The following is a 15959-nucleotide window of genomic DNA, read 5'->3' on the forward strand; positions in this document are numbered from 1 at the left end:
CCTGCAAAACCCTCCGCCGCCCGGGCCCCACTTTTCTCGCCATCCATCCTCACGGGGTCGGCGAACGATGCGGCCACGGCACCGCCCCGCGCCAGCTGGAAAAGCCATCCCATCGACCCGGCCGGCGCCTGATAGAGGCCCGGCAGGATGAGGATCGCCGGCCTTTTGCGCCGGGTTCGGCCCGCTTCGGCCACCGTCAGGCGCTCGCCGCCGGCGTTTACCAGCCTGAAGGTGACGGCCGGCCCTTCTACCTGCAACGACGCGGCCCGAGTTCGCTGCCCCGGCCCGGCCATCCCGGCTCTTCAGCTGCCCCCGTCCCCATCGCTTTCGCCCAGGTACGCACGCTCGCGCTTCGCCAGGTACATCCGCTGGTCGGCAGCCGCCACCAGTTCCGACGACCGCCTCCCGTCCTCGGGGAAGGAAGCCAGCCCCCAGCTGATGCGGGGCAGCTCCAGGTTCACCCCGTACCAGTTGAACGACGCCTTCGCCACAGCCCTGTCGATCCGCTCGATGGCCACCAGCGCCCCCTGCCGGTCCGTCTGCGGCATGATGATGGCGAACTCGTCGCCCCCGTAGCGCGCCAGCACGTCGTAGCGCCGGGAGTTGGCGCGAAGCGCCCTCGCCAGTTCCACCAGCACCGCATCCCCCGCAAGGTGGCCCAGGTTGTCGTTGACGTCCTTGAGGCGATCCACGTCGCCCAGCGCCACCACGAGCCCGTGCCCGTAGCGCCCGGCCCGCTCCAGCTCCTCTTCCAGGCGCTCGTAGAAATGGCGGTGGTTGAACAGGTCCGTGAGCCCGTCCCGCATGGCAGCCCGCCGCGCCTGCTCGTGGAGCTGCGCCACCTCCACCGCCACCGCCGCCTGCTGCGCGACGGTGGTGAGAAGCTGCACCTCCTCCACGCTGAACGCGTTGAGGCGTGTGGAGTCGACGGTCAGCGTGCCGATCACCCGCGCTCCCGCTATCATCGGCACCACCACCTCGCTCCGGGTCGAGGGCGGGCCCGGGTAGTAGCGGGGCTCCTGGCTCACGTCGGGTACCAGCACGGGCAACCCGTGGGTGGCCACCCACCCGCTCACGCCCTGATCCTTCTTGAGCCGCAGCCCCTCCAGCCCGGAGAAGGCGCCCGCTGCCGCAGCCATCGAGAGTTCATCCGTCTCGGCATCCACCAGGAAGACGCAGCAGTCCTGGAAGCCCAGCTCCGACTGGATGATGCGGATGACGTGCTGCAAAAGCTGCGGCAGGTCGAGCACGTCTCGCATGGCCTGCGCCAGGCGATAAAGGGCCGAAAGCTGCTTCGTCTGAACCGGGGTGATGCGCCCGGCCTGCTCTTGCGGCGGCGACACCACGTGAGCGCCCCGCAGGGAGGGGGCTTCAGGCAGCCGCTCACCAAGCGTCTCGGTTTGCGGGGTCTCGGCGGCCTGGGCGGCCTCGCCGGCCTCCCACTGCCAGGCACGAAGCTGGAAGACGTACGCGGCCCCCTTCGCCTCGTCTTCCTTGAGGGCCCGGACCAGGGCCCTCACCACTTCGGGGTGGAACTGGGTTCCCGCGCACCGTTCCAGTTCGGCCAGCGAGTCTTCCAGCGTGGAGGCGGCCCGGTACGGCCTTCCCGTGGTCATGGTGTCGAACGCGTCGGCCACCGAGATGATGGCTGCACCCAACGGGATGGCATCCCCCTTGAGGCCGTCGGGATAGCCGCCGCCCGAGTACCACTCGTGGTGGTGGCGCACGAGCGGAACGAGGTCTTTGAGGGCGCGGTTCGCCGACAGGATCTGGGCGCCGAGCTCCACGTGGGCCATCATGACGGCGCGCTCCGCCGGTTCCAGCGGCCCTGTCTTGCGCAGCACGAGGTCGGTCACGCCGATCTTGCCCACGTCGTGGAGCAGCGCTGCCAGCTCCACACGTTCCACCCAGCTCGGGCTCATGCCCATGGCTTCGGCAACGCGGCGGCTGTAGAACGCCACCCGGTCACTGTGCCCGCGGGCGGAGGGGTCCCGCGCGTCGATGGCCGCCACCAGCGTCCGGACGCCGGAAAGGTAAAGCTCCCGCCGCTGCTCGACGAGGCGGGCCCGTTCCACGGCGATCGCCGCGTGGGACGCAAGCCCCATGAGCACCTCCATGTCCGCCTCGCTGAAGGCATCCTCGCTTGTCCGGCTCTCGACCGCCAGCACCCCAAGAATGCGGTTTCCGAGAAGGACGGGCGCGCCCACCGCGCTCTTCACGGCCAGCGCCTGGCTGTTGGCAGGAAGCTGCCTCGAAAGGGGCTCGGCGAGGCGTGAGCCCTGAAGGCGCCGGAAGATCATGGGGCGCCGGCGCTGCAGCACTTGCCCGGCGTACCCCTCGCCAGGGCCAAGCCGCAGGGAGTCGAGTTCGGCGTCGGGATAACCTACCTGGGCTTTGACGGCGAGCTTATCGTTTTGTTCCAGTAGCATCAACACCCCGCACTCGGCACCCGATACCACCCGCACCGCGTCCTCGACGATGCACCGCAGCGTCTCGTCCAGGCCCACCATCGACTGGATGGACCGGGCGGCTTCCAGCACCGCCTCAAGTCGGGAGAGGGTGCGGCGGCTGTCGGACAGAAGGCGGGTGTTTTCCACCGCAGCAGCCGTCAGATTGGCCAGGGTCAGGGCAAGCTGCTGCTGGACCGTCCCGAACGGGAACCGCCCGCCAAGGCTCAAAACGCCCACGGGCTGCCGATCTCGCAGGAACATCGGAACACACAGCGCCCGCTCAAAGCGGTCAGTCTGCCAGTCGAAGGTCACGAAGCGCGGGTCGCTCTTCACCGCGCTCTCGACCGGCCTTCGAAGCTGCAGCGCGCGCCCTGCCAGCCCCTCGTCGAGACCCAGGCTGAAGCGCTCCACCGTCAGCGGGTCAAGCCCCACGGCCGCCGCCACCCGGAAGCGACCCGCGCGGCCGTCGATACCCAGGATCGCGGCGTGGCCGGCACGGAAGACGTCCATGGCAGCCCGCACCGCCAGCCGGAAGACGGCCACCTCGTCGGGCGCCGCCGCAGCTTCCCGGCTGAACCGCGTGAAGCGCTCGAGGCCCTGCAAGAGCTCCCTGGCGAACGGCGGTCTGCGGCGCGGCGTGCGCCCGGCCAACGGATGCCTGGCCCCCACGAGCACTCCTTCCTGTCGGCACCGGCAGGCTTAACTGCGCATTCCGCGAGCCGTGGGCAAGATCCTGCGGGTCCGGGCGCACCCCTTCAGCGGCACTGAAGGGATGACCCGGTCAGCGTCCGGTAGGCGTCAATGAGCGGGCAATCGGGGGTGCTCTCATCACCACAGCGCAGGCACAGCGCCTCGACCACCTGGGGATCGCTGAGGCCCGCCGCCACGAACGCGCGGAGCGAACGCTCCAGTTCCTCCCGGTCGTCGGGGCCCATACGGTTGAGAATCATTTCGAGGACCCGGCTGCGCCGCCGGCGCAGTTCCTCCGCGGTGCGGCGGCCGGCCTCGGTGAGCGAGATCTCCACGGATCGGCGGTCCTCCGGGCGGTCCCGGCGCCGCACCAGCCCCTTCCGCACCAGCCGGTCCACCAGCTTGGTGACCGCCGGCGGGCTCATGTGAAGGCCTTCCGCCAGTTCGGCGGCAGAGCACGCGCCGTGGCGCTGCAGGTACTTGAGACATTCCAGCTGCGAAACCGTGATGTACGAACCGGCATCGGACAGCGTACGGGTGGTCACCACGTCGACCATCATCTCGACGAAGAAGTCAGAGAGCATCTCGATGTACGCGTACCGGTTCGACGCCAGGGTCACGGGTAACATGGCGCCCTTGCACACCTCGTATCTTAACCTGGTTAAAGGCTAACACCTGGCCCGCCCGAATGTCAAGGCAACGCCGGGCATGCCGTCCGAGCCGGCCCCCGTTATAATACGCGGGTGTGGGAGGGACCATGGTGAAGCAGCAACCATCCGGGCCAGGCATATCCAGGCGGCAGCTTGCCTATCTTCTCGCGGTCTTGGCGGCGCTGAGCGTTCTGGGGCTTTTCCTGCGGGTCGTCACGCACTGAAGGGCCGGCGGCGGCGCGAGCCGCTGCAGTTCCCCGAAATGAGCAGGCGGCGGTACGCCCGAACCAGGGGCGGTGCCGCCGCCTGTTTTTCTGTCCTCCGGCCGCCGCCTTAACGGTAGCGCTGCAGGATGCTGTCGAGGAGTGCCGCGTCCTGCTCGGGATCGTAGCGCCGCCGGGCCTGCAGCCGCTCGCTATCCTTCAGCCCGGCCGCCAGCCGGTCAAGGTACGTGGGCCGCTCCGTCCGGTAGACGATCCCGATGGGCAGGCCCTCTGCCTCGGTGGCGAGCCGCAACGCCGCCTGGAAGTCGGATGGGTCGTGATCCGGCCCGATCTCCCACGCCGTTGCCTTCCAGACCTTGTAGTTGTCGTAGAAGGTAACGCAAGGCGTCATGATCTGGACGAAGCTGAAGCCCCGGTGCTCCATCGCCGCCTCGATGATGTCCGCCAGGTGCTTCGTGTGGCTCGAGAAGCCCCGCGCCACAAACGTGGCCCCCGACACCAGCGCCATCGCCAGCGGGTTGATGGGGTACTCCGAAACCCCGAACGGCGAGGCATGGGTCTTGTGCCCCACCTCGGTCGTCGGTGAGGGCTGCCCTTTGGTCAGCCCGTAGATGTGGTTGTCGAAGAGCAGGTACGTGATGTCCACGTTGCGCCGGATGGCGTGCGGCAGGTGGCCCATGCCGATGGCAAGCCCGTCGCCGTCGCCGCCAACCGCCAGCACGGTCAGGTCAGGCCTCGCCAGCTTCAGCCCGGTGGCGACCGGCAGCACCCGGCCGTGCACGCCGTGGAAGCCGTAGCTCTTGACGAACGCCGGGAACCGCCCCGAGCACCCGATACCCGAGACAACGGCCAGGCGCGACGGGTCCACCTGATTGCGCGCCAGCACCTGGATCACGGCATTCAGGATCCCGTAATCGCCGCACCCCGGGCACCATATGGGCCGGATTCCCTTGTAGTCCGCCGGGGACATCTTCACGTCGTCGGGAAGCCTCGGCAGCGCCTGGGTGCGCACCACGCTCATGCCTGGGCCACCTCCATAATGCGGGCCAGGATCTCGTCGGGCGTGAAGGGGAGCCCCTCCTGCTTGTTCAGTCCCACCAGGGAGGCCTGTACTCCGCTGGCCTCGAGGTAGCGGGCGAACTGCCCGCTGAGGTTCAGCTCCGGCACGATGACCACGTCAAGCCCCCCGACGAACTCAGCAATGAGCTTGACGGGCAGCGGCGACAGGAGCTTCACCCACAGGCCTCGCACCTTGACGCCCACCGACTCGGCGAACCGTGCCGCTTCCCTGGCGGTACCGAAGGTGGATCCCCAGCCGATGAGCCCGATGCGGGCGTCCGGCGAGCCGAACCGCTCCACCCAGCCCTCCGGGCGCTCCTCTACCGAGCGGGCCAGGTGCTGGAGCTTGCGCAGGCGCTTTTCGGACATGCGCCGGTGCATCTCCGGGTCGTAGCTCGGATGCCCGTATTCGTCGTGTTCGAGGCCCGTGATCACGTGCAGGCTGTCGGGGTCGCCCGGAAAGGCCCGAAGCGAGACCCCTTCCTCGGCGTCCACGTACCGCCGGTAAGCGCCATTGGACACGCCGTTGGGCGTCCCGCCCGACCGGCCCGCGTCAGCGGAGAGCGGCATGACCGCCAGGTCGCGGCCTTTCGGTACGGGCAGGCTCTCCGTTCGCTGCGCCAGCACCAGTTCGCTCAGCACGATGACGGGGGTCTGATAGCGTTCGGCCACCTCGAAGGCCCGCCGCCCGATGTCGATGCAGTCTCGCACGCTCACCGGCGCCATGACCACCCGCGGGGACTCGCCGTGCCCCCCGTAGATGGCCAGGTTCAGGTCGCCCTGCTCCGTCTTGGTGGGCATTCCCGTGCTGGGGCCCGCCCGCTGCACGTCCACGACGACCACCGGCAGTTCGCTCATGACGCCAAGGCCGATGAGTTCCACCATGAGGGAAAGCCCGGGGCCGGAGGTGGCCGTCATGGCGGGCACCCCGCCGAACGAGGCGCCCAGCGCCGAGGCCAGCGCCGCCATCTCGTCCTCCGTCTGTACCACCACGCCGCCGAACTGCGGAAGATGGGCGGCCATGAACTCCAGGATGTCGCTGGCCGGCGTGATGGGGTAACCCGCGTAGTAGCGGCAACCGCCTGCGATGGCCCCGATGCTGAGGGCCTGGTTGCCGGAGATCACCATGCGCTCCTGCCTGCTGCCGTTGGCAACCAGGGCGCCGTCTTCCGCCTCGGAAAGCTCGGCGAGCCTGCCAAGGCCCTCGAGCTGCTCCCTGGCAAACTGGTAGCCCAGGTCGAGCGCCTTAACGTTGACGGCCACCACGCTCTCGCCCTTGGAGGCGAAGCGGCGGCTGACGAACTCTTTCGCCGAGTCCAGCGGCAGGTCCATCGCCGCATACGTGGCCCCGAGCGCCACCATGTTCTTGGCCAGCCGGTTCTGGAGCCTCTCCGAGGCCACCTGGCCGAAGGGCACCGCCCTGGCCGTCACGTCCCGCCGGAGGCCTTGCGGCTCGCTCCCGTCCTCGTGTCGGTCATACAAAATCACGCCCCCCGGCCGCAGCGCGTCCTGGTGGAGCGTGACCCCCTCGTCGTTGAACGCGATGAGAACGTCCGCCGGCCCATAAGGGGTATCCACCGGCCGGCGATCGAAGCGCACCTGGAACATACACGGCCCGCCGCGGATTTCGGCGGGATAAGTGCGGAAGGTCGTAACCCACAGGCCGGATCGCGCCAGCGCCCAGCTGAGCATCTCCCCGGCCGTTATGACACCCTCACCCGACTCGCCGGCGACCCGGATCGTCATCCCCTGGCGCCGAGCGATGGTGAGCGCTTTCACGCCCTCCGCCATACTCGACGCCTCCCCTCCGGGGCAAACGAGGGAGCCGTTGCCTCCGGGGTGAATTTCATAACCATGGCGCCCCCCCGCGCGCAGTATCCTGGGGATCCGACTGGCTCCCGCCGGCGCCCCTGTCCGCGCGCCCGCCGGGTAAGAGTGGCGCCAGGGCGGGCTTTGCGCAGCTTATCCTGTGCAACGCCGGACCCTTACGATATATTAGCACAGCCCATCCCAAAACTGAACGACCAGCCGCTGAAAGGGTAGTTATGACCATCGCCTTCTTCTCGGACAGCTACACGCCCTACGTCTCCGGCGTCGTGCAGTCGATCCGGCTCACCGCCGCGGAACTCGCGCGCCGCGGCCACCGGGTGCTCATCGTGGCCCCCGCCTACCCGGGCCACGGCAGGTCCGGCCCGGATGGCACGGGAGCCTACGTGCTTCGGCTCCCGTCGCTGCCGGCACCTGGCCAGCCCGTCTTCCGCCTGCCCATCCCCTGGCGCCGCGCGCTTGGCCCGCTTCTCTCCGAACCCGTCTCGGTGGTGCACGCCCACAGCCCGTTCCTCACGGGGGATCTGGCCCTGTGGGCGGCCCGCCGCCTGGGGGCTCCCCTCATCTTCACTCACCACACGCTCTACCACGAGTACGCGCACTACGGCATACTGCCCGCCTGGATGGTGATCCCGGCGGTGCGCCGCCGAGTGGGAGCGTTCTGCCGGGCCGCGTCGGCTGTCGTCGCCCCGACACCGGCCATCGCCCGGATGCTTCCGTCGCTTTACGGGCCAACCGCCCCGGTCTCGGTGGTTCCCACGGGCCTTCAGCTAGAATCCTTTGCCCATGCCGACCCGGCCTGGCTGCGCCGGCAGCTTTCCATTCCCTCTGAGGCTCCGGTCCTGATCCACGTCGGGAGGCTCACGCGCGAGAAGAACATGGTGGCGCTGGTTCAGGCCCTGCACCACTTACTCACCCGGTTGCCGCAGTGCCACGCGGTGGTGGTCGGGAGCGGGCCGTTCCTGCCGCAACTCAGGCAGGCGGCGCTCCACCCGCCGTTTGCGGGGCAGCTTCACCTCGTCGGTCCCGCTGCACCGGAGGCGGTTCCCCGGTACCTGGCCGGAGCCGACCTCTTCCTTACGGCCTCGACGACCGAGACGCAGGGGCTGGTGGCGGTGGAGGCCATGGCGGCAGGCCTGCCCGTGGTGGCGCCAGCCGCCGGCGGTATCCCCGACGTGGTGCAGGACGGCCGAGAGGGTCTGCTGACCGAACCGGACGGCGCGGCCCTCGCGCAGGCGGCGGCGCGCATACTGTCGGACCCGGTTCTCCGCCGCACCATGGCCGGCCACGCCCTTGCCCGGGCCGCCCGGTTCGACATTCGCACGACCACGGCGAGGCTCCTGGACCTCTACGGGGGGCTGTCTCCCGCCTGCCGGTGAGGAACGGGGCCCGGGCATGCCGCACGTGGTGTTCTCGTCTACCCCTTGTTGGCCACCCTCGGCCGCCTGGGCGAGCGCTTCTGCCTGCTGAGGCGGCGCACCGCCCCCTCGATCTCCCGCCGCACCCTCCCGGCGGGCAGCTGGGGGTCACGCAGCGCCTGCTGCAGGACGGCCATGGCGCGCCCGTCCCCGTATTCGGCCAGCGCAACCGCCACGGCCAGTTTGCCGTCGTCCTCCCAGCGCAGGCGCTGGAAGAGCTCGATGAGTGCACGGAAGGTCTTTTCGCTGCGCGGCATGCGCACCAGGAGCCCGGCCAGCGCAGCCCCTCCCTGCGGGGCCGTGTTCTGGCGCAGGTACTCGCTGACCCCGTCCACGGCCAGGCCCCCGAGCCGTTCCAGGGCCTCGCGGGCCTCCTGTGCCACCTCCCTGGGTGCCGCGGGGTCGGTGGCGAGTTCCACCAGCCGGGTTGCCACCTCGTGGCGCCGCAGCAGGGCCAGGGCCCGTATCGCCGCCACCACTGCCGCCGGTTCGGCGCCGGGGCCCTCCAGCAGGTGCCGTGCACTGACCATGGCCGAGAGCAGCGGCACGACCTGCTCGGCCGAACGCTCCAGCGCGGCCTGCGTCTCGCGGTCGAGCGCAGCGGGTCCGCTGAATACCCGCTCGATGAGGGCGTCCACGGGATCGGCCGTCGGCCCCTGAGCCGGTAGCTGCCAGGCGTCCCGCGCCATCAACCGGCGCTTGCGAAACGCCTCCATGTCCACCACCACGCTGCTGGGCCGGCGCCGGCGCTCCTCGTCGATGGGCCCCCACGGAAAGCCGGGGTACGTGGAGGCAAGCTGCCCGACCATGTGCCGGAGCCCCGCGAGCCACAGCTGCAGTCGCCCCGTCGCCACGTCCAGCCACCGCGCCCGCAGCATCTGCCCGCGCAGCATCAGCGCCCCCACCTCCCCGACCCGGTCGAGGGCGCCGCCGGGATCCCGCTCCGCCAGAGCGTGGGCGGCCGCGACGAGGCCGTCCACGAATGCCTCGAGGTCGTAGTCGCCGTGTATGTACCGGGAAAAGGCGAGAATGTACGCAGAGACCCGCTCCCGCAGCATCCACCCGCCGACCCGCAGGAACGCATCGACCACCGCCTGGACGTCCACCGGAGCCGACGGGTCACCGGTGAGCCGGTGGGGGAACTCATCCACCACCTTGCGAACCACGGTGAACGCCTCTTCGGCGGCGCCGTCCCCCTCCAGGCAGGCGGCTGCCAGGGCGGAGATGATGAGCCCTTCGATGGCACCGGTGTAACCGGCCAGCATCAGGTCGCGGTCGTAGAAGACCATGCTGTCGCGTATATCGACGAGGGTGGCGAGGAACCCGTCATACGCCGCCATCTCCTCGAGCTTCGAGAGAAGCTCTCGGTACCCAGAAGCCAAACTCTTTCCCTCCAAGGCCCACCCCACACGGGCCCTGTACGCTGCCGCTCGGTCCTCCCGGCCCTCGGTGCTTCGGTCGGAACGGGACAAATCCTTTGGGCCCGCCCGCTGCCCGCCGCTAAAGCGCCTGCGCCACCAGGCACTTGAGGTAAAGCGTCTCGGGAACCGACGGCACGATGGGATGGTCGTACGCCTGGGTGCGGCTCTCGATCAGGCGCCACTGTCGCCTGGCGTCGTCGGCGGCGTCGGCCACCACCCCGAAGAACTGGTCCGGCGCCACGTGCTGCGAGCACGAGCAGGTCACCAGAAAGCCGCCGGGCTCCAGCATTTTCCATGCCCGCAGGTTGATCTCCTTATACCCCCTCAGCGCCGCATCCAGGCTCCGCCGCGTCCGGGCGAACGCCGGCGGATCCAGGATAATCACGTCAAAGCGCTCGTGCTGCTGATCAAGCCTGTGTAGCTCGTCGAAAGCGTTGGCTTCCACCCACTCGATGCCGTCCAGGCGGTTGGCAACGGCCTGGCGGCGCGCAAGCTCCAGCGCGATATGGCTCTGCTCGATGGCCACGACGCGGGATGCGCCGAATGCCCGGGCGAACAGCGCGAAGCTCCCGGTATAGCAAAACGCGTCCAACACTCGCGCCCCGACGACGAGCGGCTTGAGGGCCTGGCGGTTCTCCCGCTGGTCGAGGAAGAAGCCCGTCTTCTGGCCCTCCAGCACCTCGGCCTGGAACAGTAGCCCGTTCTCTTCAAACGTGACCGGCCCCAGAACCGATCCGAACAGCACCTGCCTCCGGGGCTCCAGCCCTTCGAGCTGCCGGCTCGGGACGTCGCTGCGCTCGACGATGGCGCGGGGCTCGAGGCGCTCGATGAGAAGCTCCAGCCACATCTTACGCCGCACGTCCATCCCCAGCGTGAGGAACTGCACCACCGCCACGTCGGCGAACCGGTCCACGATGAGCCCCGGCAGCCGGTCGCCCTCCGAGTAGACCAGCCGGACCCCTTGGGCCAGCGGGTAAAAGCGGCGCCGTAGCGCCAGGGCCTCGTCCAGCCTGCGGGCAAAGAACTCCCGGTCGACGGGCTCGTCCTCCAGCGTCAGGAGGCGCACGCGGATGCGGGAATGGGGGTTGTAGTAGCCCCGGCCGATGAGCCGCCCGGACGCGGTCACCACGTCGACAATGTCGCCCGGTTGGGCTTCCCCCTCGACGCGGTCGATCTGGGTGTCGTACACCCACAGGTGCCCTCGCGCCGTCCGGCCTTCCCGGCCATGGGCCAGCACGACGTCAGCCATTTGTGCACGCCACTCCCCGGTTTTGAAGTGGGCGGTTCAGTATGGTACCCTTTCCGCGAGGAAGGGGCCAGCTGGTGGAGCGGTGCGGACTGAGACCGAGACCCTCGTGACCGCCGAGGACCGCGTTGCCGGCAGGGCGTGCGCGCGCTGCGGCCGCGCCCTGGAGGTGGGCGACATGGCCGTGGTCTGCCCGCGCTGCCGAACCCCTCACCACTCCCGGTGCTGGAAGGAGAACGGCGGCTGCGCCCGGCCCGGCTGCCGCCAGCTTGCCGTGGCGGTAACCCTTCCCGAAGGCGAGCGGCCCCGGGCGGGCGCGGCGTCTGCGGTGCCGTGGTGGAAGCGGCCGGTGGTACTGGCGGCCGCGCTGGCAGCGGTTCTGCTCGCACTGACGTTGGCCTTTCTCACAAGCCGGCCGGCCACGGCGCCCGTTCCCACCGTGAGGTTGATGACGTGGGCGTCTCCGGAGCAGGCCGACGCCCTGCAGAGGGCGGTCGACCGCTTCAACGCCGCTCACCCGGAGGTCCGGGCAAGGCTGGACGTCACGCCGTACATGGCCTACGAGCAAAAGCTCATCGTCCTCATTGCGGCCCGGGATGCCCCTGACGTCTTTGCCCTCTCCACCTCCCGCCTCTCCCTCTACGCCCGGCAAGGCGCCCTCCTGGATCTGACCGGGCTGTGGCAGCAGGCGCCCCGGAGCCTCAAGGACGCGGTCTTCACGGGGAGGCTCGACCCGTTTTACGTCGACGGGAAGCTGTGGGCCCTGCCCCACCCCTTCTCGGACGGCGCCCTGGTGATTTCAAGCCAGACCCGCACGCCCGATGCTGCGTGGGAACTCCTGCGCTTCGTGCTCGAAGAGCTCCCGCCGCCTGTCCGCCCGCCGGAGCCTCCGGCGCCCCTTGTCCCCGGTGTGTCCGGGCCAGGCCCCTTGGGCGGTTTCTAGCGGGACGCAAGTTCGACCAGCCGCTGCGCGACCGCCTCGATCCGTCCGCGGGCCTTCAATACGGCTAGCCAGCGCTCCGGGATGGCGGAAGCCCCCCAGTAGGTGCCGGCCAGGCCCCCGACCAGCGCTCCGATGGAGTCGGCGTCGTCTCCCAGCCCCACGGCGTCCATCACGGCGTCTTCAAAGCCGTCCGCCCGAAGGAAAACCCACAGCGCCGCCACCAGCGCGTCCAGCACGAAGCCCGACGCCCGCACCTCCGAGTACGACAGCGCCGGCACCTTGTCGATGTGGCGCAGGAAGACCGTTCGGGTGCTGTACGAGACCAGCAGTTGCTCGCTTTCGACGGCGCGGCGGGCGCTCTCGGCTGCCCGTTCCCTGGCGGCGCCCAGCGCCAGCTCTCGGGCGAGTTCATTGTAGTAGACGCAGGCGATGGTCGGAAGCTCGTGAGGGTGAGTCATCTCGGAGAGCCGCCTGGACTCCCGCCGCATGCGCTGCGGGTCGCGCAAGAACGCGAAGGAGACGGGGAGGGTGCGAACCAGGCTCCCGTTGCCGGCGGCCATGTCGCGCAGGCGCACCCGGGTCCGGGCCACGGTGGCGTCCCAGTCCCGGCAGGCCAGGTAGTTGCTCAACGCAACCCGCGTGGCGCTCCCCACGTCCTTCGGGCCGCGCTCGAACCACGCCACCAGCCGGCGCCCCACGGCTTCCCTGGCGTCGGGCGCCCCTTCGACAAGCCCCTCCGCCACGGCCAGCGCCATGTCGGTGTCGTCCGTGCCCTCGCCGGGCTCCACGCCGAACGGGCCGCCGCCCACCATCTCGGTAACGCGGCCGTAGCGCCGCCGGATGGCGTCCCGGGTCATGAACTCCACGGCCGCCCCGAGCGCGTCCCCGCAGGCAAGGCCGAGAAGCCCTCCCCGGATGCGGTCCGACAGGGCGATGTCCGACAGATGACCCACGACGCGCCTATCCCCCCATCAGTGCGTCGGTGAGGTGCTGCAGGTCGTCGAAGATCCAGTCCGGCCGGACGCCGCCGCCCGCGTCGGTCCGCGAGGTCACGCCCGTCAACACCAGCGCCCCTTTGAGGCCCAGCGCCTTGGCAGCCCGGATGTCCGTGTCCAGGCGATCTCCCACCACGATCACCTCGTGCCGGGCGCCGGCGGCGCCAACGCCCAGCCGCTCCATGGCCAGCTCCATGATGGGCGGGTGCGGCTTGCCCACGACCACGGGCTGCACGCCCGAGCAGGTGCTCACGGCGGCAAGGAGCGACCCGCAGCCCGGGCGCAAGCGGCCGCCCTCGGCGGGCACCGTCACGTCCGGGTTGGTGCCCACGAACAGCGCCCCGGCGCGGATGGCCTGGCACGCCGCGGTAAGCCTGTCGTAGGTGAAGCGGCGGTCGATGCCGACCACCACGGCCTCGACCTTCGGCGAGGCAGGAGCCCCGTCGGGGGCCACCACCTCAAGCCCCGCTTCCCCCAGCGCCTGAAGCAGGCCCGCCTCCCCGATGGCCATGACCGGCCCGCGAAGGCGCCTGCGGGCCAGGAACTGCGCCGCGGCCAGGGCCGACGAGACGACCTGACGCGGGCCGATGCGGATGCCCATCCGGCCCAGGCGCGCAACGTACTCCTCCACAGTGGGGGCCGAATTGTTGGAGACGACGACGACCGGATCCCCGCGGCTTTGGGCGCGTTCGAAGAACTCGACCGCACCCGGCAGCACCTCGGAGCCCCGGTAAACCACGCCGTCAAGATCCACGATCCAGGCTGGCAGAACCACCATCTCCCTCTACGGCAGGCCGCCTCCCAGTTTCTTGTCGCCCGCCCGCTTACCCTCTTGGCGGCAGGCTCGCGAGGAGGCGGCTTCCATCTCAGGATCTGTCGGCTCGTAGAGGAATCTGCAGGAATAGTGCCGAACGGCTCCGGGACATGTACCGTTCAGTGGTTCTCCCGCCATCTTTCCTCCCCCTGGTGGGCCGGTGCAACGCGCCGGGACGGATGCGCGCTGCCGCGGCTGCAGGGATGGCAGCGCTGGCGGCCCTGGCCGTTCTCGCCGGCCCGATCGTGGCGGCCGCCCAGGAGCCCCCTCCTCCGGGGGTCTCGCCGGCCCTGTCACCGGAGGGGGCCATTGACGAGCAGGTCTGGCGGGCGCCCGTCGCCCCCGGTGTCAGCCTGTTCGCGGTGCGAAGGCTGGACGGACAGGGATGGGTGGACCTCTTCGCCCTGGTGGTCGACCTCGACACCCCGGGAGTGGGCGTTGACGTGCTGACCGGGCCCACGCTGACGGAGCGGCAGCCGATCAGTCAGCTTGCCGCTCAGGCCGGGGCGGTCGGCGCCATCAACGGGGACTTCTTTCATTTGGGCACCTCGGGGGCCCCGGCGGGAATTGTGGTCAAGAGCGGGAAACCGTGGAAGAGCCCGTACCCGGGCGGCCGGCCCTCCGTGGCCGTGACGCGCACTCCGGAGGGCCTTCGCGCCTACATCGCGCGCTTCCGGTTGAACGCCGTGCTGACGGTGATGGAGCCTTCAACCGGGAGGGCTCCACAACAGGCCGGCCAACCGCCGCGCCCGGCAACCCTTCAGGTGGCTGCCTTCAACGAGCCCTCGCTGACACCCGGGCAGGTCGGTGCGTTTGACGAACGCTGGGGAAGCGCCCCGCTCCCCCTCGCGCGCTGGAGTCCGGACCAGGTGGCGTTTGCCCGCCTGGCGCAGGTCCCCGGGGAGCCGGGAAGGTGGACCGTCACCCGGATGGGGCGGGGCGTTCCGGCAACCGGGCCCGGGCCTGGCGAGATGGTGCTCCTCGGGTGGAGGGAGGGCGCCGACGCACTCGCAGGCCGCCTCTCCCCGGGAGTCGTCTGCGCCTGGGAGACGGCGGTAACGCCCGACGAAGCGGCGTCCCTTCCGGCGTGGGCCGCCGGAAAACCGGTCTGGGCGGCGATTTCGGGCGGCTCCCTGCTGCTGTCGGCGGGGCGCCCCGTGGTCGACGCCCGGCAGCCCGGGGAACCCTTTACCCGCCATCCCCGCAGCGCCGCCGGTGTGGGCAGAGACGGGCGGCGGCTTATCCTGGTCACCGTGGACGGGCGGCGTGCCACGAGCCGGGGTGCCGACGTGGTGGAGCTGGTCATGTGGCTCCAGCGGCTGGGAGCCACGGACGCCGTCAACCTGGACGGGGGCGGTTCGGCCACCCTGGCCGCTCTGACCGGTCCCGGGAAGCTCAGCGTCGTCAACCAGCCGTCGGGTGGCCAGGAGCGTGCGGTACCCGTGGGGCTCGGGGTCTTCTTCGAACCGGGCCCGTCCACCGGCCCGGGGGCTTTCGTGCTGAAGCCTGCCGCCGGGCAGACCGGGCCGGCCCTGGATGGGTACCACCTTGGGGCCGGAGGACTGGTCGCAGCCGCCGGGACGCCTGCACGCATCACCAGCTTTCCGCCCGTGGAGCCGGCGTCTTTGTTGTGGACGGTCGATCCGCCGGACCTTGGTTTCTTCCCCGAGCCCGGCGCCTTTGTGGGCCTGCGCAGCGGCAAGGGGCGCGTCATTGCCCTGCAGGCAAACGGGGCCCCGGCGTGGTCTTCATCGGAGAGCCTGTTCCGGGACGCCGCGAACGGCGACCCGGTGGTTGAACTTGCCCGGGCCCTGCCCCAGATTCAGGTCGCCGCGGCCGCGCTGCCGGTCGAAGTGATCGGGCGCCCGGTGGCCCTGGAGGTCACGCCGAGCCTGATACGCCTCACGTCCGGCCAACCGGTGCAGCTTCACGCGTGGCTGGTGGACGCCGACGGGCGGAGGGCCCCCATCGACCCGGATGACGTGACCTTCTGGCTGCGCGGCGGCGCCGAAGGATGGGTGCGTGACGGGCAACTCACTGCCCGGCCCTTCCGGTCGGCCGACCCACCCGTTCTGGAGGCCCGGTATTTGCAGCTCAGGGCCGAGGTGCCCATCGAATGGGCCGAGCAAACCCCGACCGGGGGCCCCGTCAGGCCACCGGCGATCACGCCGGCGGCGCCCGAGCACCTACCCGGGGCAACCGGCCAGCCGCTTGCAAACGAC

General features: G+C 70.3%; 12 protein-coding genes. 3 read left to right on the forward strand and 9 right to left on the reverse strand.

What is annotated here, in order from left to right; translation table 11 throughout:
• The 5 genes from AB1609_03765 to AB1609_03785 form a co-directional block, all read right to left on the reverse strand.
• On the reverse strand, window positions 1-293 hold a 293-nt coding region (locus AB1609_03765), incomplete at its 3' end, for a hypothetical protein (GenBank protein ID MEW6045584.1).
• A 9-nt stretch (window positions 294-302) separates the two neighbouring features.
• Window positions 303-3119: a GAF domain-containing protein gene (locus AB1609_03770; protein ID MEW6045585.1), complete on the reverse strand. Its 2817-nt coding sequence runs from the start codon at window positions 3117-3119 to the stop codon at window positions 303-305.
• Window positions 3120-3205: 86 nt separating this feature from the next.
• On the reverse strand, window positions 3206-3769 hold the full coding sequence (locus AB1609_03775) for a MarR family transcriptional regulator (protein MEW6045586.1): 564 nt from the start codon (window positions 3767-3769) through the stop codon (window positions 3206-3208).
• A 354-nt stretch (window positions 3770-4123) separates the two neighbouring features.
• Entirely contained in the window at window positions 4124-5035 is a 912-nt protein-coding gene (locus AB1609_03780; protein MEW6045587.1) for a 2-oxoacid:ferredoxin oxidoreductase subunit beta, read from the reverse strand.
• On the reverse strand, window positions 5032-6864 hold the full coding sequence (locus tag AB1609_03785) for a 2-oxoacid:acceptor oxidoreductase subunit alpha (protein ID MEW6045588.1): 1833 nt from the start codon (window positions 6862-6864) through the stop codon (window positions 5032-5034). The genes AB1609_03780 and AB1609_03785 overlap by 4 nt, the downstream gene beginning before the upstream one ends.
• A gap of 254 nt (window positions 6865-7118) precedes the next feature.
• Here AB1609_03785 and AB1609_03790 point away from each other — a divergent pair, with 254 nt between their 5' ends.
• Window positions 7119-8279 (forward strand): glycosyltransferase, encoded by a 1161-nt coding sequence (locus AB1609_03790; protein ID MEW6045589.1) that lies wholly within the window; start codon window positions 7119-7121, stop codon window positions 8277-8279.
• 38 nt (window positions 8280-8317) lie between these two features.
• Here the strand turns inward: AB1609_03790 and AB1609_03795 are convergent, their stop codons facing one another.
• Together AB1609_03795 and AB1609_03800 are read right to left on the reverse strand one after the other, a co-directional pair.
• Window positions 8318-9700 carry a hypothetical protein gene (locus tag AB1609_03795; GenBank protein ID MEW6045590.1) on the reverse strand — a complete coding sequence of 461 codons (1383 nt, stop codon included), beginning with the start codon at window positions 9698-9700 and terminating at the stop codon, window positions 8318-8320.
• Window positions 9701-9818: 118 nt separating this feature from the next.
• Window positions 9819-10988 carry a class I SAM-dependent rRNA methyltransferase gene (locus tag AB1609_03800; protein MEW6045591.1) on the reverse strand — a complete coding sequence of 390 codons (1170 nt, stop codon included), beginning with the start codon at window positions 10986-10988 and terminating at the stop codon, window positions 9819-9821.
• 82 nt (window positions 10989-11070) lie between these two features.
• Between AB1609_03800 and AB1609_03805 the strand changes: the two genes are divergently transcribed.
• Window positions 11071-11928, forward strand: coding sequence for an extracellular solute-binding protein (locus AB1609_03805; GenBank protein MEW6045592.1), 858 nt, complete (start codon window positions 11071-11073; stop codon window positions 11926-11928).
• On the opposite strand, the gene AB1609_03810 is transcribed toward AB1609_03805, so the two are convergent.
• Complete coding sequence (locus AB1609_03810; GenBank protein ID MEW6045593.1) at window positions 11925-12881, reverse strand: ADP-ribosylglycohydrolase family protein; 957 nt, start codon at window positions 12879-12881, stop codon at window positions 11925-11927. The two genes, AB1609_03805 and AB1609_03810, sit on opposite strands and share 4 nt — an antisense overlap.
• 7 nt (window positions 12882-12888) lie before the next feature.
• Window positions 12889-13701: an HAD-IIA family hydrolase gene (locus tag AB1609_03815; GenBank protein ID MEW6045594.1), complete on the reverse strand. Its 813-nt coding sequence runs from the start codon at window positions 13699-13701 to the stop codon at window positions 12889-12891.
• Between the two features lie 215 nt (window positions 13702-13916).
• Between AB1609_03815 and AB1609_03820 the strand changes: the two genes are divergently transcribed.
• A partial coding sequence (locus AB1609_03820; protein ID MEW6045595.1) for a phosphodiester glycosidase family protein occupies window positions 13917-15959 on the forward strand: 2043 nt, incomplete at its 3' end.

It is taken from the genome of Bacillota bacterium (assembly GCA_040754675.1).
GTDB lineage: Bacteria > Bacillota > Limnochordia > Limnochordales > Geochordaceae > Geochorda.